Source organism: Anabaena subtropica FACHB-260 (assembly GCF_014697105.1).
GTDB lineage: Bacteria > Cyanobacteriota > Cyanobacteriia > Cyanobacteriales > Nostocaceae > Trichormus > Trichormus subtropicus.
Map to the genome: position 1 here is coordinate 31080 of NZ_JACJRF010000014.1, position 20290 is coordinate 51369.

The 20290-nt window shown below is 40.3% G+C and carries 20 protein-coding genes and 2 pseudogenes; 10 read left to right on the top strand and 12 right to left on the bottom strand.

Features of this window, described 5'->3' with window-relative positions; translation table 11 throughout:
- Window positions 1–9 precede the first annotated feature (9 nt).
- Together H6G18_RS10430 and H6G18_RS10435 are read right to left on the bottom strand one after the other, a co-directional pair.
- Complete coding sequence (locus H6G18_RS10430; RefSeq protein WP_190407034.1) at window positions 10–669, bottom strand: pentapeptide repeat-containing protein; 660 nt, start codon at window positions 667–669, stop codon at window positions 10–12.
- 266 nt (window positions 670–935) lie between these two features.
- Complete coding sequence (locus H6G18_RS10435) at window positions 936–1427, bottom strand: hypothetical protein (RefSeq protein ID WP_190407035.1); 492 nt, start codon at window positions 1425–1427, stop codon at window positions 936–938.
- 685 nt (window positions 1428–2112) lie between these two features.
- On the opposite strand from H6G18_RS10435, the gene aroF reads away from it, so the two are divergent.
- Window positions 2113–2985 (top strand): 3-deoxy-7-phosphoheptulonate synthase, encoded by an 873-nt coding sequence (gene aroF / locus H6G18_RS10440; protein WP_190407036.1) that lies wholly within the window; start codon window positions 2113–2115, stop codon window positions 2983–2985.
- A 52-nt stretch (window positions 2986–3037) separates the two neighbouring features.
- Here the strand turns inward: aroF and H6G18_RS10445 are convergent, their stop codons facing one another.
- Window positions 3038–3463 (bottom strand): DoxX family protein, encoded by a 426-nt coding sequence (locus tag H6G18_RS10445; RefSeq protein WP_190407037.1) that lies wholly within the window; start codon window positions 3461–3463, stop codon window positions 3038–3040.
- A gap of 48 nt (window positions 3464–3511) precedes the next feature.
- Here H6G18_RS10445 and H6G18_RS10450 point away from each other — a divergent pair, with 48 nt between their 5' ends.
- Window positions 3512–4294 (top strand): ABC transporter permease, encoded by a 783-nt coding sequence (locus H6G18_RS10450; RefSeq protein ID WP_190407038.1) that lies wholly within the window; start codon window positions 3512–3514, stop codon window positions 4292–4294.
- 22 nt (window positions 4295–4316) lie between these two features.
- Window positions 4317–4505: pseudogene (locus tag H6G18_RS10455) on the top strand (ABC transporter); the annotation flags it as partial.
- A 128-nt stretch (window positions 4506–4633) separates the two neighbouring features.
- Here H6G18_RS10455 and H6G18_RS10460 read toward each other — a convergent pair.
- The 6 genes and pseudogenes from H6G18_RS10460 to acnB all read right to left on the bottom strand — a co-directional run bounded on the left by H6G18_RS10460 (window position 4634) and on the right by acnB (window position 10526).
- Complete coding sequence (locus H6G18_RS10460; RefSeq protein ID WP_190407039.1) at window positions 4634–6331, bottom strand: DUF262 domain-containing protein; 1698 nt, start codon at window positions 6329–6331, stop codon at window positions 4634–4636.
- 132 nt (window positions 6332–6463) lie between these two features.
- Window positions 6464–6751: pseudogene (locus H6G18_RS10465) on the bottom strand (bifunctional aconitate hydratase 2/2-methylisocitrate dehydratase); the annotation flags it as partial.
- A gap of 41 nt (window positions 6752–6792) precedes the next feature.
- A complete protein-coding gene (locus tag H6G18_RS10470; protein WP_190407040.1) occupies window positions 6793–6990 on the bottom strand; it encodes a type II toxin-antitoxin system Phd/YefM family antitoxin in 198 nt (65 codons plus the stop codon).
- 106 nt (window positions 6991–7096) lie between these two features.
- Window positions 7097–7438 carry a XisI protein gene (locus tag H6G18_RS10475; RefSeq protein WP_190407041.1) on the bottom strand — a complete coding sequence of 114 codons (342 nt, stop codon included), beginning with the start codon at window positions 7436–7438 and terminating at the stop codon, window positions 7097–7099.
- Window positions 7426–7842 carry a XisH family protein gene (locus tag H6G18_RS10480; protein WP_190407124.1) on the bottom strand — a complete coding sequence of 139 codons (417 nt, stop codon included), beginning with the start codon at window positions 7840–7842 and terminating at the stop codon, window positions 7426–7428. The genes H6G18_RS10475 and H6G18_RS10480 overlap by 13 nt, the downstream gene beginning before the upstream one ends.
- A 53-nt stretch (window positions 7843–7895) precedes the next feature.
- Window positions 7896–10526, bottom strand: coding sequence for a bifunctional aconitate hydratase 2/2-methylisocitrate dehydratase (gene acnB, locus H6G18_RS10485; RefSeq protein ID WP_190407042.1), 2631 nt, complete (start codon window positions 10524–10526; stop codon window positions 7896–7898).
- Window positions 10527–10813: 287 nt separating this feature from the next.
- On the opposite strand from acnB, the gene H6G18_RS10490 reads away from it, so the two are divergent.
- From H6G18_RS10490 to H6G18_RS10505, 4 genes are all read left to right on the top strand, one after another.
- Window positions 10814–11128 (top strand): 2Fe-2S iron-sulfur cluster-binding protein, encoded by a 315-nt coding sequence (locus tag H6G18_RS10490; RefSeq protein ID WP_190407043.1) that lies wholly within the window; start codon window positions 10814–10816, stop codon window positions 11126–11128.
- Between the two features lie 183 nt (window positions 11129–11311).
- Window positions 11312–11494, top strand: a complete 183-nt coding sequence (locus tag H6G18_RS10495; RefSeq protein WP_190407044.1) for a hypothetical protein — start codon at window positions 11312–11314, stop codon at window positions 11492–11494.
- A 111-nt stretch (window positions 11495–11605) separates the two neighbouring features.
- The gene (locus H6G18_RS10500) at window positions 11606–12637 is read left to right on the top strand and encodes a DUF3326 domain-containing protein (RefSeq protein WP_190407045.1); all 1032 of its coding nucleotides are present in this window, start codon (window positions 11606–11608) and stop codon (window positions 12635–12637) included.
- An 89-nt stretch (window positions 12638–12726) separates the two neighbouring features.
- Entirely contained in the window at window positions 12727–13308 is a 582-nt protein-coding gene (locus tag H6G18_RS10505) for a CPBP family intramembrane glutamic endopeptidase (RefSeq protein WP_190407046.1), read from the top strand.
- Window positions 13309–13396: 88 nt separating this feature from the next.
- Here H6G18_RS10505 and purN read toward each other — a convergent pair whose 3' ends face one another.
- Window positions 13397–14062, bottom strand: coding sequence for a phosphoribosylglycinamide formyltransferase (gene purN, locus H6G18_RS10510; RefSeq protein WP_190407047.1), 666 nt, complete (start codon window positions 14060–14062; stop codon window positions 13397–13399).
- Between the two features lie 111 nt (window positions 14063–14173).
- Here purN and H6G18_RS10515 point away from each other — a divergent pair, with 111 nt between their 5' ends.
- Complete coding sequence (locus H6G18_RS10515) at window positions 14174–15061, top strand: carbohydrate ABC transporter permease (RefSeq protein WP_190407048.1); 888 nt, start codon at window positions 14174–14176, stop codon at window positions 15059–15061.
- 138 nt (window positions 15062–15199) lie between these two features.
- Window positions 15200–15973, top strand: coding sequence for an SDR family oxidoreductase (locus H6G18_RS10520; protein WP_190407049.1), 774 nt, complete (start codon window positions 15200–15202; stop codon window positions 15971–15973).
- A 93-nt stretch (window positions 15974–16066) separates the two neighbouring features.
- Here the strand turns inward: H6G18_RS10520 and H6G18_RS10525 are convergent, their stop codons facing one another.
- Window positions 16067–17803 (bottom strand): hypothetical protein, encoded by a 1737-nt coding sequence (locus H6G18_RS10525; RefSeq protein ID WP_190407050.1) that lies wholly within the window; start codon window positions 17801–17803, stop codon window positions 16067–16069.
- A 331-nt stretch (window positions 17804–18134) separates the two neighbouring features.
- Here H6G18_RS10525 and H6G18_RS10530 point away from each other — a divergent pair, with 331 nt between their 5' ends.
- Window positions 18135–18908 (top strand): ZIP family metal transporter, encoded by a 774-nt coding sequence (locus tag H6G18_RS10530; protein ID WP_190407051.1) that lies wholly within the window; start codon window positions 18135–18137, stop codon window positions 18906–18908.
- 333 nt (window positions 18909–19241) lie between these two features.
- On the opposite strand, the gene H6G18_RS10535 is transcribed toward H6G18_RS10530, so the two are convergent.
- On the bottom strand, window positions 19242–19817 hold the full coding sequence (locus tag H6G18_RS10535; protein ID WP_190407125.1) for a nucleotidyltransferase family protein: 576 nt from the start codon (window positions 19815–19817) through the stop codon (window positions 19242–19244).
- Window positions 19818–20290: the final 473 nt, after the last annotated feature.

Consider the following 20290-nt stretch of genomic DNA (forward strand, 5'->3'; position numbering starts at 1 on the left):
TTATTGTTATTATTTGTGAACAAGTCCATCAGGCATAATCGCACCGCTTAAGTTTGCACCTATCAATTTTACTAGCAAGCGATCGCCTGAGCGAATCCGCGCTCCTGTTAAGTCTGCTCCTCGCAAGTCAGCACCGCTAAGATCCGCACCAATTAAGTTAGCAGAACGTAAATTGGCTTCTCTCAAGTCAGCTAACAGTAAATTGGCTCTAAACAAATTGGCTTCTGATAAATCAGCACCTCTTAGAATCACTTTGTGCATAAAAGTGTCGCTGAGGTTAGCGCCGCTTAAATTAGCATAACTAAGGTTTCTACCAGATAAATCTTTATTGCTCAAATTTGCCCGACTGAAATCTTTGCCACTCAAATCAGAGTTTTGTTTTTGTGGCTGATGGGTTTCTTGGTATGATTTTCTGGGTTGTGGTGGAGGATTATGATAAACATGGGGGCGATTACCATTCCCATTTCCATTTAAAGAGCGCAACTTATCACGCGCCTCATTAATTGCCTTGAGTTTGTCTTGTGCTTTTTGTTGCAAGCGGAGATTATCTTTGGGGAGGCGATCGGGATGCCACACAAAGACCAAATCTTTATAAGCTTGGTTCACTTCCTCAAGGGTGGCCCCTGGTTCCAATTCCAATACCCTATAATACCACTCCAGCTCGCTCATAAGATGTTTTAGTGGAGAATAAACTTAAATTATGAGAGATATAGCCCTCCATATTTATCAATAGGGACTGGGCAATTCCGTAGTAACTTTTACACAATGCTTAGATACTACGGTAAAAAACTAGTACTCAGACATTATATAAGCCTATCGCAGCAAACTCAGTCTATCAATAACTTTTTTGCTAACAAGGTCTAAGATCACAATTCGGCTTGGCTCTCAAGTCCATCTTGATTCTGGTTTCTCTATTCTGAATGCTGATGCAATTATCATTGTGCTTGCCGATTTCTCCACCTACTCATAGCGCGTAAATATGCAGCTACGGGAATTTGATAAACTTCGATGAAAATCCAAATAATAATTGATAGATGCGACAAAAAAGTTAATATTGTCCAAATATATGGCAGCCAAGTCAGAAAATCATTGGCATGAGGTGGAAAATAATAAGCGACAATACCAATTAAAGTTGTAGGCAGCAAGACAAAAATAGTTGCAGCTAAACCATAACCCCAACCTAATTCCACACCTTCTAACTGGGCCTCTGTCCAATTAAAGCCATTCCATCGCCAAATTAGAGGGGGTTGCCGCGAAGGCATTTTAATTTGCTGTTGTTCTATATTCACAGTAAAAATTTCGTGGCAGAAATCACAACCCATCGCCTCCATCAATGGTATGTGAGAAATCTTACCTACCCGACAGACGGGGCATGGATAGACATCATGAGTATCAAAAGGTTTCGTGAAGAGATTAGACCTGGGCATAATCAAACTAGATTGAGATTAAATTTGTGTAGAAAAATATAGAACTGTCTAAAAAATACCTCTACAGACTCATGTTTTCATCTGATTTACCGATAGTTATGATCATCCATTACCCATCATCTAAAAAATAAAATTATCTACATCTGGAGATGTTTATTGTTAATAAACATCCTTGTCTGTATCTATCAGTAACAAGTTTTGAGTCTCAGATTTGTACTGAGTTTATCGTTTTTTGAGAAGTCTTGCTGGTCTTGACGCTACCAAATTCTTCTGTTATGTTTGATTTAACATAGCGTATATATATCTTATTAGCTTTAACATCGTGCAAATGTTCAACAGCAGTCGCTACTTTTATTTTTGGTATCAGGCGGTTCACCGGGGGTGAATTAAGTTTCCTAATGGAAGCCGCCCGGTGAACCGCAGAGACAACTCTGCGGTTTTTGTTTTTTCAGGAGCAAAATTTTATCGTGATGACCTATTTCAGTAACTGGTTTTATGGCTTTTACTTTTGGCCCAGAGCAAATTCCGGGTAAATAGCGTCATGCTGATAAATCATACGCGCCCGGAACTCAAAGGTTCTGGGCTTTTTTGTTTCAGGCAATGGAAAAGAGACAAAGGGCATAAAAATTTATATCTCATACCCAGTCTTCAATTCTCAATCCAAAACTTTCAGGAGAATCAAACCATGATTAACGCCAAACTTGTTGCTCAATCTCATCCTCACCACCAGACAATTGTGCAAATATCGGAAACAGTTGTCTTCGGTGGGAAAGAACTGGTAATTATCGGTGGCCCTTGTGCAGTGGAAAGCTTGCAGCAAATGGAGACAGTCGCCCAACAGTTAGGGGCTGCGTCTGTACAAGCTTTACGTGGTGGTGTTTACAAACCGCGTACTTCTCCCTACGCTTTCCAAGGCATGGGCGAAGATGGACTAGAGGTTTTAGCTGGGGTGCGATCGCGTTACAATATTCCCGTTGTGACTGAAGTCATGGCAATTTCCCAAATTGAACTAATAGCTACCCATGTTGATATGTTGCAGGTGGGTAGCCGCAATATGCAAAACTTCGATTTGCTCAAAGCTTTAGGACAAGCTGGTAAACCCATACTTCTCAAACGTGGTTTAGCAGCCACAATTGAAGAATTTGTCATGGCGGCTGAATACATTGTCAGTCATGGTAATCCTGATGTGGTGTTGTGCGAACGAGGTATTCGCAGCTTTGATAATTACACTCGCAATGTCTTAGATTTAGCAGCAGTGGCAGCACTCAAGCAAATTACTCACTTACCTGTGATTGTAGATCCTTCCCATGCGGTTGGTAAACGGGAACTAGTTGCACCTTTAGCTAAAGCGGCTGTAGCTTGTGGCGCAGATGGTTTAATTATTGAATGTCACCCAGAACCAGAAAAATCTGTTTCTGATGCTCGTCAAGCCTTATCTCTAGAAGATATGGTGAATTTAGTTGAGAGTTTAAAGCCTGTAGCCGTAGCTGTTGGGCGGAAAATATCAGAAGCGAAAGGGGTAGGCTTGAAACCTACCCCTATTTGTTGTGCAGCTTAAATTTTTAAAGGTATTGGGGAAGAATCTATTCAAAATTCCAGAAATTTTTCCCCTATTCCCCCATTATTGATTCCTCTGACTGTGAGACATAAGAAGAGCGATCGCTTTGATCTAAACTAAGAGGGCCAGATCCATAAACAAGCACCAACAGTAGCCCACCGATAATAGACAGGTTTTTAAAGAAATTATTCACTTGACTAGGATCGGCTAAAGGATTGTGAAAGGCAATAGTAGCAGGAATCATGAAAATAATCAGTAGAATCGCCCCTATCTCAGCTTTATAGCCCAGGATAATGGACAACCCACCTAAAATCTGAAACGCAATTGTAAACACGAGTAGCACGCCTACTATTGGTAGTCCGGCTTTAGCCATAGATTCACTTGTACCAGCAAAGTTAAAAACTTTGTTCAAGCCAGCGTAAATAAAAATCACAGCCAAAAATGAACGAGCAACCAAAGGAATGTATTTTTTTAGCATGATAGATACTTCCAGATTCAGTTAGTGAAATTGGGTGACAGGTGTAAAATGTCAAGATATGGGAAAATATTAAGACTATTTTGGAGTGCAGCGATCGCTGCTGAGATGGAGTATCGCATAAACTTTCTGATCGCTACCCTCAGTAGTTTAGGTAATTTAGCTGGTAGTCTGTTCGGACTATTCTTGTTCTACCGTACTGGCTATACTTTTGCTGGCTGGTCATGGGAAGCAGCTTTAATCGTGTTGGGAATTTTCACTTTGCTACAAGGCTTTTCCGCTACTTTTCTCGCCCCCAACCTCAACCGCATCGTCCGCCATGTCCAAGAAGGAACTTTAGATTTTGTCCTACTCAAACCTATCCGCAGTCAGTTTTGGCTTTCTACTCACACCCTATCTCCTTGGGGAGTACCAGATTTAATTTTTGGTGGGGCTATCATTGGCTATGCAGGTAAGCGCCTTGGTTTGGAAATCAATGACTATTTACTCAGTATCTTGCCGTTGTTATGCGGTCTAGTAATTCTCTACAGTCTATGGTTTATGCTAGGGGCAACTAGTATTTGGTTTGTCAAAATCTACAATGCTACTGAAGTTTTACGGGGTTTATTAGAAGCTGGTAGATATCCGATGGTAGCCTACCCCGCCGCCTATCGCTTTTTCTTTACGTTTATAATTCCGGTCACATTTCTCACTACTATACCGGCGGAAGTCATGTTAGGTAGAGTGCAAATTCCTTGGTTAATGGGTGCAGTAGTGTTAGCAATAGCACTATTTTGGGCTTCTAGTCAGTTTTGGCGGTTTGCATTGCGATTTTATACCAGCGCTTCGAGTTAGGGACTTCCAAGTAAAAAAATATTCCACAGGTAAGATTACCGTAAATCGGACTACTATAGCGATCGCTCATCGTCTTTCTACTATCCCCAATGCTGATTGCATATATGTGATGGAACGCGGACTATTGGTAGAAGTGGGAACCAATAAGGAGTTACTGCTCAAATATGGGATTTATGCAAGTTTGTGGCGGTTACACTCTGGGGTGAGATGATTTGAGGATGAAAGTGCTGTCAAATTTTCCCCCTTGCCTACAAGGTCAGGGAGTTAGGGGGTTAGGTCTGCGTAAATTTTACGATACTGTCACAATCAAAAGCTGATTACTAATAATCCAAATTTGCATTATCTAGGCCAAACTTTAATAGCTATCCCAGCCAAGTATTCTGCACGTTTTTTGATTGCTTCTTCATCCCAAACTGATATCTTTCGGAAATAATGATTTAAGGACAAATTACTATTATTAAAATATAGTAGTTTCTCTGCAAAAGGTTTATTACCCATCTCAGAATTATATGCTGTTAAGGTAAGATTGCCTAAAGTATGTAGCCATTTTTTATGCACAGAAGTATGATTTGCTCCTAACATTGTTTTCCAGTCTTTATTTAAGGTTTGGGGCATAATATGTTCAACAGTTAAATTTTCAGGATTAACTTTTTCCTTCGTAAAATATGATTCTAAACTCTCTAAAAGCAGCTTTGCCCTATCACTCACGCTATTACTATACATAGTTTCTGAAAAAAAACCATTCTGAAAGTCATTATCATTAGGCCAGACTTTATTTTTATCATAACTTTTTAGAACTTGTTGTAAGCCATTGACCAAATCATCAGGATCTGCTTTTTTAACTTCACTATACAGTGAATTAAAAACAGTTCCTAATGTTTTTGTAGAAACTCCAGCAAATAAACGACGAACAAAATATGACTCTAAATAAAGTAAAATTAGTTCAAATTTTTCAAGGGATAGTTTTTCTTCTTCATATTCATGGTAAACATTTAGTAAAAAAATATGACAAGTCTTAAAATCGAGTCTGTTCAATCGTCTAAACCAATGTCTTAATCTATACTCGGGTTCTTCATCACAGAAAATAAAGCGTTGATAATACTTAGTAAACTGTATTAATTTTTGCAGTTCAGCTTTTACACCAATTTCTGAATTGTCAAAACGTTTTTTTATTGATTTATAAACGGCTTTTTCGTTAATAGCCTCTCCGTCTTTACGTAGATAAAACCAAAATGCCTTCGTTAGTTCGTCTGCATATTCCTTTTGTTTCATGTTTAATTTAAAACTTTCTTGAAGAGGCAGCCACTCACTGTTGTAGACCTCATCTCTTTCTTCAGCAGGTAATTTCATAAATATATAGTTACGAACTAAGTCTGCTTGGGTTAATTCTTCTCCCTTGTTGTTCAAGCTTTCAAAAATAAGATAGGGGTTATCATTATTATCAGAAGTAATATTTACTAACACCAAACGTTCGAGGATAATATTTTTAAATTTTGCATAATCTAACAAAGTATCCTCATCGGTAAAAGGCTTTTTAAGCTTCCCATCAAAGAATTTATATGCTGCGTGTATTTGTCCTAACTGTGATTCTTTATGTTTAGCCTTAACCGTCTTATTATCGATAATACTTTTATATGCGTCGCAATCATTTTGTGTAGGTAGTACTTTATAAATATCATCATTTTTCTGATACTTATTTATCAGAAAAAATTCGTGTATTTGTTCTGACATTTGTCTGTCGGACTTCTTAAGATAATTTCTTAGTGCTGCCAGTAGAATGCTAAGGGTTGTAAAACGTTGTTGTCCGTCTATAACAATATATCGACTTATACCATCGGCAGTTCCCAGTTCAGCCTGAGTTACTATAGGTCCAAGAAAATAGAAGCCTTTTTCATCATCATTATAAAGACTCATTAAATCTTCCCATAGAGTCTCCCAGTTCTCCTGTTTCCAAGAATATGGTCGCTGGAACAGAGGTATTTGAAACTGTTTACCACCTTCTAGTAAATTCCGAAGACTCGTTTCTGATGCTTTCATGCTTGCTAATTGATTGATTTGTGATTATATACGATAATAACTAAGTTTTTGTGTTATCCAACACTTGTAATGATTGATTTGCAATAAAAAGCCCGCATACGCGGACTTTGCTTATAATAATCAGGTTTATCACTACTTCACTGCCGTAGGCATACCCAAATTATCTTCAATATTGGGCATCTCTTCCAATGGAATCACTGGGACTTCATCTTCAAAATCGGCAATTTGATCGAAGTTCAAATACCGATATAAATTATCAGCAAAACGATGAATCTCACTCGCTACAATATCCAGATATTCCTGTACTGTAGGAATGCGTCCAAACAAGGCACAAACGGCGGCTAATTCTGCTGAACCTAAATAGACTCTCGCACCTTTACCCATGCGATTATTAAAGTTGCAGGTAGATGTAGAAAATATACTTAGACTTGAGCATATCTTCCTATAAAATCATTCGCTTATTAGCTTATTAAGATTTTTTTTGCATCAGACAACAATATTGATGGGCTATCTTTTCCTGCTTGTTTCGCTTCTCGCAAATCTCTTAAATCTTCCAAATCTTCTAACAATTCCTGAACTTTTAAAAACTCCTCATAAGGTAAAACAGCAAATTCCTTTTGACCATTTTTGGTTAAAAATTCAGGATGTAGTTCAATCATTTTAGTTCAGATACGTAGTGGCGTGACTACATCAATCTAGGGTGATTGATAGCAGTTTTATTTACTATGGCAAACTTTAGGCGATCGCAAATATTATTTTGGTTGATTAAGCAACAGCAAACTCAGTCAATTTACGAGTTTCTGGATCATGAAATGCTAAAACAATATCTTCTTTCGGTACGCCTTTTCTTAATAATTCAGTAGCTATTCCTTCTTCTGTCCAATCTTCCTCGATGTAAATTTTTTCATTTTTAATACGAACATAAACAGAAATAGCTTTCACTCGTTTATCATTTTTCCAACCAATATTAAACCAAAGATATTGACTTCTTTGATCATCAAACATCAATACCTCATCTATATCAGGATCAGGTAATTGAGAAGAAATTTTTTCATACTCTGTGAGTATTTGTTTAATTACATTTTGATAATGAATTAATTGATCCATTGCATAATCTCCTCTTTACTGATATCAACAACTAACAGTAGAACCTGATATTTTTGCAAAATTAATTTAATTGCAACTTGTTGAAAAAACTTTGCATAAATGTTTTTACTAATTGCCAAATAGATTTTGTACCGAGGTTGGGTGATATCGAGAAATGTTTGATAAATTAGATATTGACCCAAAGCTGTTTCAAATTCACGCATAGTTGAACGGCCAAGAAAGCTTTTAATTTCGATAACTATTAGTTCTCCTTCTCTTGTTGCGGAAATAGTTTTTTCACCAGCTAAATCAGCCAGTAATTTAACTTCTTCATACTTAATAGGATAAGGGTCAAAAGTAATCGTCCAACCGTCCTTCATTAAAGCATTTTTGACTGCATCGTGGTAAATATCTTTTGCTGGCATTTTTACTTTATTAATGAGTTTGAGGTGAGTCATCAAGACTCACCCTAATCAAGCTATATTAACAAAGCTTGCTCCTCCTTAGAAATCACCCGCCCTTCATCTTCAAAACCGGCGATTTGATCAAAGTTCAAATAGCGATATAAATTATCAGCAAAAGGATGAATCTTATTCGCTACAATATCCAGATATTCCTGTACTGTAGGAATGCGTCCAAACAAGGCACAAACGGCGGCTAATTCTGCTGAACCTAAATACACTCTTGCACCTTTACCCATGCGGTTATTGAAGTTGCGGGTGGAGGTAGAAAATACTGTGGTTCCGTCAGCAACTCTTGCCTGATTTCCCATACATAAACTGCATCCAGGCATTTCTGTTCTCGCACCTGCCGCACCAAAAACGCTGTATACACCTTCTTCTTTTAATTGGTATTCATCCATCCGGGTTGGTGGTGCTATCCACAGGCGAGTTTTGACTTCCCCTGCACCTTCTAAAACTTTTGCTGTTGCCCGATAATGACCAATATTTGTCATACAAGAACCCACGAATACTTCTTGTACTGGATCATTAGCAACTTCCGATAATAATTTAACATTATCGGGGTCGTTGGGAGCAGCGACAATTGGTTCTTTGATTTCGTTTAAATCAATTTCAATAATTGCTGCATACTCCGCATCTGCATCACCTTCTAATAATACGGGGTTGGCTAACCATTCTTCCATTTTGGCGATACGGCGTAGGAGGGTGCGGGAATCTTGATAACCCCGTGCAATCATGTTCTTCAGTAGGGCTACGTTGGAACGCAGATATTCTGCGACTGTCTCGACACTCAGCTTAATGGTAGAACCTGCACAGGAACGTTCGGCGGTTGCATCGGTAAATTCAAAGGCTTGTTCTACTTTCAAATATGGTAAGCCTTCGATTTCCATAATGCGCCCAGAGAAGATGTTTTTCTTGTTCTCCTTCTCTACTGTTAGCAAGCCTTGTTGTATTGCTACATAAGGAATGGCGTTGACAATATCTCGCAGGGTGATTCCTGGTTGTAATTCTCCTTTGAATCTTACCAAAACTGATTCTGGCATATCCAATGGCATGACACCCAAAGCGCCAGCAAAGGCGACTAACCCAGAACCGGCGGGGAAGGAAATACCCAAGGGGAAGCGGGTGTGAGAGTCGCCACCTGTGCCTACTGTGTCAGGTAACAGCATCCGGTTGAGCCAAGAGTGAATGATACCATCACCGGGACGCAAAGCTACACCAGCGCGGGAGGAGAAGAAATCTGGTAGTTCGTGGTGGGTTTTGATGTCTACGGGTTTGGGATATGCGGCTGTATGACAGAAGGTTTGCAGGACTAAATCAGCACTGAAACCCAGACAAGCGAGTTCTTTTAATTCGTCGCGGGTCATGGGGCCGGTGGTATCCTGGGAACCAACGGTAGTCATGATGGGTTCGCAAGATGTCCCTGGACGAACTCCTGGTAAACCGCAAGCTTTACCTACCATTTTCTGTGCTAGGGTGTAGCCTTTGCCTGTGTCTGCTGGTGGCTGAGGACGAATGAAGATGGTGCTGGGTTCTAAACCTAGTGCAAGGCGCGTTTTGTCGGTGAGGGTACGGCCAATTAGTAGGGGTATGCGTCCACCGGCGCGGACTTCATCGAGGATGGTGTCTGGTTTGAGGGTGAAGGTAGAGATAACTTCGCCGTCTTCGTTAGTGATTTCACCTTTGTAGGGATAGATGGTAATCACCATACCAGTTTCTAGCTTGGTGACATCGCACTGTATAGGCAAAGCACCGGCATCTTCAGCTGTATTGAAAAAGATGGGAGCGATCGCACCACCTAAAATATACCCCCCAGCGCGTTTGTTGGGAACATAGGGAATATCTTCTCCTGTATGCCACAAAACTGAGTTAATCGCCGATTTGCGGGAGGAACCAGTACCTACAACATCGCCGACATAAGCCACAGGATGTCCTTTTTTCTTTAACTCAGCTATAGTTTCCAAGCTTCCGGGCAGCTTTGACTCTAACATTGCTAAGGCGTGTAAGGGAATATCCGGGCGGGTAGTGGCGTGGGTGGCTGGGGATAAGTCGTCCGTGTTGGTTTCCCCAGGCACTTTAAACACGGTGACGTTGATATATTCTGGTAGCTGTGGACGAGATGTAAACCACTCAGCCTCTGCCCAAGAGTTAATTACCTGTTTAGCGTAGGGGTTGGTTTTCGCTAACTCCAAAATATCATGGTAAGCATCATACACCAGCAAGATTTTACTGAGGGCGGCGGCGGCGTAGGCGGCTATGGGTTCTTTACCTTCTCCACCCATTACCAAGGGGGTTTCGGAAGAGTCGGAGACGGATACCGTGGCGAATTGCATTAACTCAATTAAAGACTGCACATTGTAGCCGCCTACCATCGTTCCCAGCAATTCCACCGCTTCTATTGAGGAAATGACAGGACTTTTAACTTCCTTTTTGGCAACGGCGGTGAGAAATCCAGCTTTGACGTAAGCCGCCGGATCAACACCAGGAGAAACGCGATCGCGCAATAAATGTAATAATGTATCTTCTTCACCCTTTGGTGGATTTTTCAGTAATTCACATAATTCTGAAGTTTGTTGTGCATCCAACGGTAAGGGAGGAATTCCTAGTGCTGCTCTTTCGGCAACGTGTTGACGGTATGATTCCAGCATTGTGTACTCCAAGATGTTTGGTTTAACTTTCGGCAAATTTTATAATCACTCTCTACGTCGCAGGAGAATATCACCTTATCAGTCTTTCCCGGCAGAACTAAGAGAAAGTGAGATTCCTTACTTTATTTTTTTGTCTGGCAAGGACTTATAATTATCACTGTATAGCTACTTTTGCTTTTCAAAGCTATTTGCAAATAATTCCTGTGTTGCCCTTGCACTATTTGATTGGCTACCTATTTATAAGATAAGATGTTTTATTTGTCATTTGCTTCCCTCTAATTTTGTATATGTCTAAAACATACACCGTTGAGATTCTCCACCAAGGCAAAACCCACACTTTACAAGTTCCTGAAGATAAAACCATTTTATCAGTTGCAGATGAACAAGGGTTAGATTTGCCTAGTTCTTGTCATGCTGGTGTTTGTACAACTTGCGCTGGTCAAATTATTACCGGAACTGTAGATCAAACTGATGGTATGGGGGTTAGCCCTGAACTACAAAAACAAGGTTACGCATTACTTTGTGTAGCTTATCCTCGTTCCGATTTGAAAATTGAAACCGAAAAAGAAGATACTGTTTATCAGTTGCAATTCGGTAAGTAACATAAATAGGTTAATGTCAGTAATTGGTATTTTTAGGTTGTCAGTAAGTTATGGGAAAATTTAAATTACTGATAGTTATCATTACCAATTACTGTCTCTTATCGACAATATACAGAAAATCAGTATTTCACTGCGGCTGAAATCGGTTATTCTAGAAGCTACAAATCAACCGGATTGACAGCAATGACAACTCATTTTATTAGTGCAGAAATCGACATCCAAGAAACACCCACAGAGTTGCAACAAGTGATTGAGGCAGAGTTGAAAAAGCAAGGTGAACCTCTCCGTTGGGCAATTACTGCTGTAGATGATGAACAGCAAAAAGCGACTGTGGAAGCTGTGGTAACTACAGTTAGCCCTGAGTAGGGAGTTCTAAGTGCTGAGTCTCCATAAAGATTGAGGGGTTAAAGTCTCTAAAACTAGATGTTTAAGCATCAATCCGCCATAATTTTTAATCTACATTAACTCAGCACCTATATGAATCGTCCTTACACTGCTATCTTAATTGTACCTACTGGCGTTGGTGCGGCGATTGGTGGGTATGCGGGGGATGCTTTACCTGTTGCTAGATTAATAGCACAAGTTTGCGATCGCCTGATCACTCACCCCAATGTCCTCAATGGTGCTAGTTTGTATTGGAACATCCCCAATTCTTTCTATGTAGAAGGTTACGGTCTTGACAAATTCGCCTCTGGATGCTGGGGATTACGCCCAGTACGTAACAACAAAATCGGGTTACTCTTAGACCAAGGCATTGAGCCAGATTTAAGACTACGACACCTACAAGTAGCCGATGCAGCACGAGCAACCTTAGGCTTAACCTTAACCGATTATGCAATTACCGATGCACCCTTAAATGTAGAATTGCGGACTGCACCATCAGGCGCAAGTTGGGGAACAATAGGCAACCCCGACAGCTTATTACGAGCTGCGGAAACATTAATTAACAAAAGTGGGGCAGAAGCGATCGCCGTTGTCGCCCGTTTCCCCGATAATATGGATGAAGAAGCAGCACAAAACTACCGTCACGGTAAAGGTGTAGACCCGATTGCAGGTGCAGAAGCAGTCATTAGCCATTTGGTAGTACGAAACTTTCAAATACCTTGCGCCCATTCCCCCGCATTAGCACCGGAACCCCCATATCCAAACTTATCCCCTCGTTCTGCCGCCGAAGAATTAGGCTATACTTTTTTACCAAGCGTACTCGTAGGATTGAGTCGCGCACCACAATTTATATTACAGAAAGGGTCAACCCCATCTCAAATAGGAGATATTTGGGCAGAGCAAGTAGATGTTATTATCATGCCATCAACAGCCTGTGGTAGCAGCGCCTTACTCAGCTTAAGCCAAAAGCAATGTCAAATAATCACTGTAGAGGAAAATCAAACTCAAATTCAAGTTCCTCCCCAAGCCTTAGGTATTAAATCCACCCAAGTAAAATCTTATTTAGAAGCAGTGGGTTTAATAGTTGCCCACAAAGCAGGCATCAACCCAAAGTCCCTTTGTTAATTAGTCAACAGTTCTTTTCTCTCCCTCCCCTGCCCCTCTGCTTCCCCTGCCCCTCTGCTTCCCCTACTCCCCACTCCCATTAAAAACCCGTGGTTGAACAACAAAAACAAGAACCAGAAATTCCATACTTGACACGTACCCAAGTGCTAGTAGCGATGGGTGTAACTGCCGTTCTGTTGTGGACAGTTGCCAAGTTGTGGTTGCGCTTTGGTAACTTGTTGTTATTTGAATGGCATTGGTACGGCAGGGATTTCTTGCTTGGTTTGGGTGTAGGGTTAATTATTACTGTTTTAAGTGGACTGGCTTATAGCTTATGGAAGCCATACCGCAGGAGTGCCGACTATTATTTAGAATTAGTGCTGAAGCCTTTGGCTTGGCCTGACTTAATCTGGTTAGGTTTACTACCAGGGTTAAGTGAAGAATTATTATTTCGCGGTGTCATGTTACCCGCTTTGGGGTTAGATGATTTTGCTGTTATCGGCTCTAGTTTCTGTTTTGGGATTTTGCATCTGAGTGGACCCCAACAATGGCCTTACGTCGTTTGGGCAAGTATTGTTGGGGTAATATTAGGGTATAGTGCCTTGTGGAGTGGTAACTTATTAGTGCCGATTGTGGCTCATATTATGACCAATTTGGTTTCTAGTTGTTTTTGGAAGCTGCAACACCCTTAAGAAAGCAGAGGGGCAGGGGAAGCAGGGGAGGCAGGGGGAGATATAAAAAGTAATAATTGTTTACTTCTTACTCATTACTCATTACTCATTACTCCTTACTCACTATTTGAGAATACTTTTGTGCTGCTAGGGCGATCGCCTGTGGTAATATACGGTGTTCCTGGACTTGAATCCTAGCGTGGAGTGTTTCTGCTGTGTCATCTAGTAATATTGGCACAGCCGCCTGCATCAAAATCGGGCCACTGTCTACTTCTAAACAAACCAAATGAGCAGTGCAGCCAGTGATTTTTACCCCAGATTCTAAGGCTTGTTCTACAGCATTAATGCCCTTGAAACTGGGTAGTAAACTGGGGTGGATATTAATAATTTTGTTAGGAAACGCATCAATTAAAACTGATGTCACCACACGCATCCAACCAGCTAAAATTATCCATTCCACATCGTATTGGCGTAGAGTTTGGACAATTTTTTGGTCAAGAATTTCCCGATTTTTATATTCACGGTGATTTAATAAAACCGCTTCTATACCTCTATTAGCTGCTCTAACGGCTGCTTTAGCCGTAGGATTATTGTAAATTAAAACTTGTATTTGGGCGTTGAGTTGCTTATTTTCAATAGCTTGAGCAACTGCCTCAAAATTGCTACCACTACCAGAAGCCATCACTCCCAGTTTCAAAGGAGTACCATCAGAAAATTTATCAGTGTGAATGCTGGGAGAAACAAGACTAAAGGTAGAATCAGGGCGGAGAGTCATAAACAATTCAAAATACTCCTTTGGAGAAGCAAGCTACAAAATTCAAAATTCACGCATTAGAAAACCAAGTATATTAGCTTCTGGAAGTAGGCAATCAAGAAGAAAATTATCATGCCAAAAACATCTACTAAGTCATGGTTAGACAATGATACATTCGCCGCTTGGACTTTTCTTGCTCCGGCTGTAATTTTGTTGGGTTTATTTGTCCTCTGGCCTATCGCCTATTTGTTTTATCTCAGCTTTACTGCTGGTAGTTTCACTTCCACCGGCACATATTGGATAGGATTCAGAAATTACTGGCGATTGTTACTTAACCCTGATTTTTGGCAAGTTCTGGGCAACACCGTTTATTTTACTGTGGCTTCCTTAATTCCTAGTTTAGTTCTCTCTCTGGGGCTGGCAGTATTATTAAACCGTTCCATAGCATTGCGGGGAGTTCTCCGGAGTGCCTATTTTCTCCCATCAATTATTTCTTTGGTAGCGGCTGGTTTAGGGTTTCGTTGGTTGTTTCAAACCTCCGGCCCAGTAAACGCATTTTTAAATATATTTGGCATCCCAGCCATTTCCTGGCTAGGAGATACATTCTGGGCAATGCCTGTAATCATTATTTTAAGTATTTGGAAGCAATTAGGGTTCAATATGGTGGTATTCTTAGCTGGGTTGCAAGCCATTCCTCCCAGTCGCTACGAAGCCGCAGAATTAGATGGTGCGGATGGTTGGCGGCAATTTTGGCATATTACCCTACCAGGACTAAGACCCACTTTAATTTTTGCCACAGTCACCACGGCTATTTTTACATTGCGGAGTTTTGAGCAAGTTTACGTCATGACTGGTGGAGGCCCGTTAAATACAACGAATTTGCTGGTTTACTACATCTATCAAGAAGCTTTTGGTCAATTTGATTTTGGTTACGCTGCCGCCGCCGCCACAGTTTTATTAGCAGTAGCCTTAATACTAGTTTATTTACAATTACGTACTTGGGGAGAAGAAAATTATTAGCAACTGACAACTGACTATTAAATATTAAGATTTTGTTTGTAGTGAGCGATTTATCGCTTACTTACATAGTTTTAAAGGGCTATTCGCATAGCGTTCCCGTAGGGTAGCCCTGACTACGAACCTTTATTTTATTAACTTATGATTTCTCTCAAAAATCAAATTGTTGTAATTACCGGTGCAAGTAGTGGGATTGGTAGCGCTTGCGCTAGGGTTTTTGCTGGTGCGGGGGCAAAATTAATCCTGGTGGCGCGGAGGCTGGACAGATTGCAACAACTAGCTGATGAACTAAGTAAAGAGTTTAGTATAGAGACTTATTTACTACAGTTAGATGTGAGCGATCGCCATGCTGTTGAATCTAGTATTATTAGTTTACCTCCTGCTTGGTCGGCAATTGATATTCTCATTAACAATGCTGGTCTCAGTCGCGGTTTAGATAAGCTACATGAAGGCGACTGGCAAAACTGGGAAGAAATGATTGATACCAATATCAAAGGGTTGCTTTATCTCACCCGTTATATTGTTCCGGGGATGGTAACTCGTGGTCGTGGTCATGTAGTCAACCTTGGTTCTATCGCCGGACATCAAACTTATCCTGGTGGTAATGTTTACTGTGCAACGAAAGCCGCAGTCAAAGCCATTTCTGAAGGCTTAAAACAAGATTTGTTGGGTACTCCGATACGTGTGACTTCTGTTGACCCTGGGATGGTGGAAACTGAATTTAGCGAAGTCCGCTTTCATGGCGATAGGGAACGGGCAAAAAAGGTTTACCAAGGAGTGCAACCACTGACACCAGAGGATGTTGCCGATGTGATATTTTTCTGTACAACGCGATCGCCTCATGTCAATATTAATGAAGTCATCCTCATGCCTGTTGACCAAGCCAGCGCCACTCTAGTTCATCGGCAAACCTAAATCAGTTAACAGTAAACAGTGCTGTGGTAACTGTTTACTGTTAAAACGTTAAGCATTGGTTGACTTCAAAATCAATGTCTAATCCAAATTCAATTAAGGAATAATAAAGTTTTGACGAGCAATATTATCGATAATAGTGCGATGTTCTGCATTGGCCCCATTACGATAGATAGTTGCAAAATCTGCCATGCTAGATTTCATCCCAGCCCGCAAATAAATTCCTGGAACTGCACCCGGATGATTAAACCATAAATTGTCCTGACCATCGGCGCGGGTGTCATGAAAATCCCAGAATGTAGCCGCAGTCCAAGACTCGTTTCTATTAATGGGATTCTGACAAGCAAAAGCTGGATTTTCTACCGCAAAATCAAAGCCACCATCAGGAGATGCACCACGCACAGCTTGTGTCCAGAAAACCATAAAATTGGCGAAGCCTTCCATCATGGCTAAACCAGGTGTATAACAATCGCCTAAAGTATGGCTACCACCAGAACCCGCAGGTCTTTTATTATCCCAATACTCATAATTGATTTGGTGAGCCAATTCATGTTGCATCACCCCGTTACGGCTGGCATGAGAAGGAATTAGCCAAATATTACCACCAGTGTTAGCGCAACTCCAAGGTACTCCACTACCATTACCACAGTCATAAGCCGTATTGGGGAAAATTACCTTGATTGACTCTTTGCGTAGTGGATTAATCCCACCATCCCAATATAGTTTAGACCAAAGATTCATCCCTTCTCGATAAACTTCACCCAAACCCCGGACTGCACCACCAGATGTATCTGCTATCCAGCCACCTTCGTTATGGGTCAAACTTACACTGCTTCTTTCTGGCCCTACCCAGCGATAAGTATTTCCTAAAGAGGTTTGAGGGGTAAAAAAGCGATTAAACGCCACATACTGAAACTTAACTTTACCCGCTTGTTGAGGAAACGAAAGGTTCCAAGAACCATTACTTTCAATCCAATCTTCTCCTACTTTTACCCAATTACCACCCTGTAGCCGCCATGCGCGTACACGCCAGCCAAATGCAGGATGTAACAGATTATCCATTCCCTTCCAAGAAAACACTCCCTTAGCTTGTACAGTCCCAGAAGCTAACAAAGTTTTATTTGATGCCAGAGATTTCAAGATAGGAGTAGGAGATAAAATCGGTTGGCGAATATTAGGTCGGCGAATAGTAGGATTAGTTATGTTAATAGTAGGTCTTTCGGTTTTACCTGAAGAGTCTGTAGGAATTTTCAAGATAGACTCTCGCTGCATATTCAGCAAGTCTTTCATTGCCGGATATCGAATATCTCCTAAAGGTGCGCGAGGAATTGAGCCATCATCTTGATTGACAGAAAATGAGTCTCCCAATACCGAATCTCGGACATCAGGTACTAAAAATAGTTTTTCATAAGTAGATGCTTGATACTTACCTTCTTCTACTAAGAAATAAATATCTACAGTATGACGACCAGCAAGAATACCTTGTTCACTCAGGAGTCTTAATTGAAAGTTAATTTGCCACTTGCCATCTTGAAAAATCCCTCCTGTGTAAGCTATTTCTTTTGATTCACCAGGCTTGAGTATAATTCTGCGTTCCCCTACATTAAATAAATATGACTCTGTTCTCACAGGAGAGAATTCGATGATTAAAGGATATTTCGTGACATTTTCTAATTGAAAAGTTCCTTTAATTTCACGCGCTACACCTTCAGGCGCAACTTCACTTTTACGGGTAATTACACCAAGGGGTTGTTCGGCATTTGCCTTGAATGTAATACCTGCAATTAAGGTAGTAGCAAGAGTTAAAGCACAAGCGATTTTTTTAATTTTCATAATCAATGATTTTCCATTAAATATTTTGGCTAATACTCCGACGCATAGTGCATGAATTAAACTATGTGCCTCAATTAGCTTATTTGTTTGGGATTTTTCTTTTATGCAATATCCTGAGATAAAAATCCTGGAAAATTAAGATTATTTTAAGAGATTTACTGTATAAAAATTTATATAAAATTTTGTATATGTTTGCGTATTTTTACTAAATGAGAATCTTCTACTTAAACTAATCCTTAGTCATAAAACACACTCATATCCAGCATTGATTGCAAGTCATAGTCATTTCAACTATGCTTTATTTAAATAACTTCAACAAACAATCTCAACTATGAACAGTCTTGTAATCGGTGCATTTGTCAGTTTAGGAGTAGGACTTGCCACTTTCCTTGGTGCTTTGCCAGTATTATTACCAATAAAGTTTACGCAGCGATCGCAGGGAATTATGCTAGGGTTTGGTGGTGGAGTGATGTTAGCAGCGACATCATTTTCCTTAATAGTCCCTGGCACTGAAGCCGCAATTACTCAGGGTCAATTTCCCATCAATGCCGCTTTAATTATGGTTGGTGGTGTATTCTTGGGTGGACTATTCCTGCAACTAGCTCATCGGTTTTTACCCCACGAACATTTTTTCAAGGGAAAAGAAAACTGTCGTGGTCAGAAACTCAAGCGCATCTGGTTATTTATCGCCGCTATAACTATTCATAACTTCCCGGAAGGATTAGCGGTTGGTGTTAACTTTGGCAATAATGATATTAATAATGGTATTCCTATTGCTTTAGGAATTGCACTGCAAAATATTCCTGAAGGTTTAGTAGTTGCTTTATCTTTAGTTACAGAGAAATATTCACCTAGTTATGCCATATGGATTTCCCTACTTACGGGTTTAGTGGAACCCATTGGTGCTTTAGTTGGTGTGGCTGTGATAAGTGTAGCGAATTCTATCTTACCGTGGGCAATGGCATTTGCCGCCGGAGCAATGTTGTTTGTAATTAGTGATGAAATTATTCCCGAATCTCATCGCCAAGGTTTAGAAAAGGAAGGCACTATAGGTGTGATGGTTGGCTTTGTAATTATGATGTTTTTAGATATTACTTTGGGATAAGCTATTAGGGAGTGGGAAAGAGATCATATTAACACCTAACCCCTAACCTCTATTTGTTTATTCTATCTGTTCCTTTTTTAATCTAGTCTTTCTTCCCCTCATCCAGCGAATTATATTGTCAGCACCACCATTGAAAAAATGCTCAGTCAATGTGTCTTTACCACCAAAGATAAGAATTGATGAGCCAATTTTGGTGAAAAAGTCATATACAATAAATTGAGCTACTTTACCTTACCAGATTCTAAGTCTATCCAAACAAAAATACAATCTCCAGCAGTATTGTCTTGCAATAAAAAATTGTTTAAAGCCAAGGGATTACCTTTACTCCACGTGTCAATTGTCAAATGAATCAGCTAACCGCAGACAAGGACACTTTGACAGAAAATCAGCTGCTTTATTGTCAGCATCTGGATTATGAATGTGAGTTTGCGTAGGTCGAATAATACCAGCGAACAAATCATCTAAGCCGTAGGGTGTGAAAAATTCCCACTGCTCTTGTGTATTTAATCGCACACCTACAGCAGTAGCTGTGTGTAGCCAATTTTCAATCCCGTCTTCTGTGCTGGTGTAGGGACGGTGGCCAGTGCGCCATCGAGCAAAACTAGCTTGGTTTTTTACATCGAACAGATAATTGGGGAATTGTTCTGTGAGGTAAGCTTGGGCTGCTAATTCTTGAGTTCGGTTTCCGGTTTCATCAAAGAAAGCAATATCAAAATCTTTGATAAATAATCTACAGTTTTCACCAAAGATGGAACACCAAACTGTGTTTCGCACTGCACCCCCTGCTAACCACCAGTTAGGTAAATTCACTTCTGCGATGGCGTTCCGCCCAGCGTAGCTGATTGCAGATAATACTCTACTAACAGGTGTATCAGCCAAAATCATCTGTAAACGAGTCTGATTGTTCATCATTGATAGGAATGGACAAATTTTTGAGCCTAGCAGCCAATACAACTATTCGACAAAACCCAGTGAATTAGAGAGTTTTACACTGGACATTTAGCTACCCATCTATTAACCTAGTGCAAAGGTTGTTAAACAAGCGATCATCTGTGGTTTAATCACTAACTATCGATGACACGATTCTCGATGTGCATTCTCTATATGGGGTTACTTGCGTCTATCAAGCTTAATCTATCACGTGCTTAAAACTGATGATTTGCCAACCTATCACCAAGAAAGCATCAGAGCTATTAATATAGCTAAAATCACTTTTTTTGGGGAGTAACAAGTTTAATCTAGAATTTTTAACAAATTGAATAATTTCTTTGGTTCACTATAGCATTCTTCGCCAATTCTTCAAAACGTTATTGAAAATTGCTGGGTATGTACAACAGAATTAATTTCTCATCAAGAGATTAAGCAAGCGTTAAGAGAGGTCA

Coding starts and splice junctions, on each gene's coding strand:
- H6G18_RS10430 (WP_190407034.1), bottom strand. CDS start 669: ATGAGCGAGCTGGAGTGGTATTATAGGGTATTGGAATTGGAACCAGGG.
- H6G18_RS10435 (WP_190407035.1), bottom strand. CDS start 1,427: ATGCCCAGGTCTAATCTCTTCACGAAACCTTTTGATACTCATGATGTC.
- aroF (WP_190407036.1), top strand. CDS start 2,113: ATGATTAACGCCAAACTTGTTGCTCAATCTCATCCTCACCACCAGACA.
- H6G18_RS10445 (WP_190407037.1), bottom strand. CDS start 3,463: ATGCTAAAAAAATACATTCCTTTGGTTGCTCGTTCATTTTTGGCTGTG.
- H6G18_RS10450 (WP_190407038.1), top strand. CDS start 3,512: ATGTCAAGATATGGGAAAATATTAAGACTATTTTGGAGTGCAGCGATC.
- H6G18_RS10460 (WP_190407039.1), bottom strand. CDS start 6,331: ATGAAAGCATCAGAAACGAGTCTTCGGAATTTACTAGAAGGTGGTAAA.
- H6G18_RS10470 (WP_190407040.1), bottom strand. CDS start 6,990: ATGATTGAACTACATCCTGAATTTTTAACCAAAAATGGTCAAAAGGAA.
- H6G18_RS10475 (WP_190407041.1), bottom strand. CDS start 7,438: ATGGATCAATTAATTCATTATCAAAATGTAATTAAACAAATACTCACA.
- H6G18_RS10480 (WP_190407124.1), bottom strand. CDS start 7,842: ATGCCAGCAAAAGATATTTACCACGATGCAGTCAAAAATGCTTTAATG.
- acnB (WP_190407042.1), bottom strand. CDS start 10,526: ATGCTGGAATCATACCGTCAACACGTTGCCGAAAGAGCAGCACTAGGA.
- H6G18_RS10490 (WP_190407043.1), top strand. CDS start 10,814: ATGTCTAAAACATACACCGTTGAGATTCTCCACCAAGGCAAAACCCAC.
- H6G18_RS10495 (WP_190407044.1), top strand. CDS start 11,312: ATGACAACTCATTTTATTAGTGCAGAAATCGACATCCAAGAAACACCC.
- H6G18_RS10500 (WP_190407045.1), top strand. CDS start 11,606: ATGAATCGTCCTTACACTGCTATCTTAATTGTACCTACTGGCGTTGGT.
- purN (WP_190407047.1), bottom strand. CDS start 14,062: ATGACTCTCCGCCCTGATTCTACCTTTAGTCTTGTTTCTCCCAGCATT.
- H6G18_RS10515 (WP_190407048.1), top strand. CDS start 14,174: ATGCCAAAAACATCTACTAAGTCATGGTTAGACAATGATACATTCGCC.
- H6G18_RS10520 (WP_190407049.1), top strand. CDS start 15,200: ATGATTTCTCTCAAAAATCAAATTGTTGTAATTACCGGTGCAAGTAGT.
- H6G18_RS10525 (WP_190407050.1), bottom strand. CDS start 17,803: ATGAAAATTAAAAAAATCGCTTGTGCTTTAACTCTTGCTACTACCTTA.
- H6G18_RS10530 (WP_190407051.1), top strand. CDS start 18,135: ATGAACAGTCTTGTAATCGGTGCATTTGTCAGTTTAGGAGTAGGACTT.
- H6G18_RS10535 (WP_190407125.1), bottom strand. CDS start 19,817: ATGAACAATCAGACTCGTTTACAGATGATTTTGGCTGATACACCTGTT.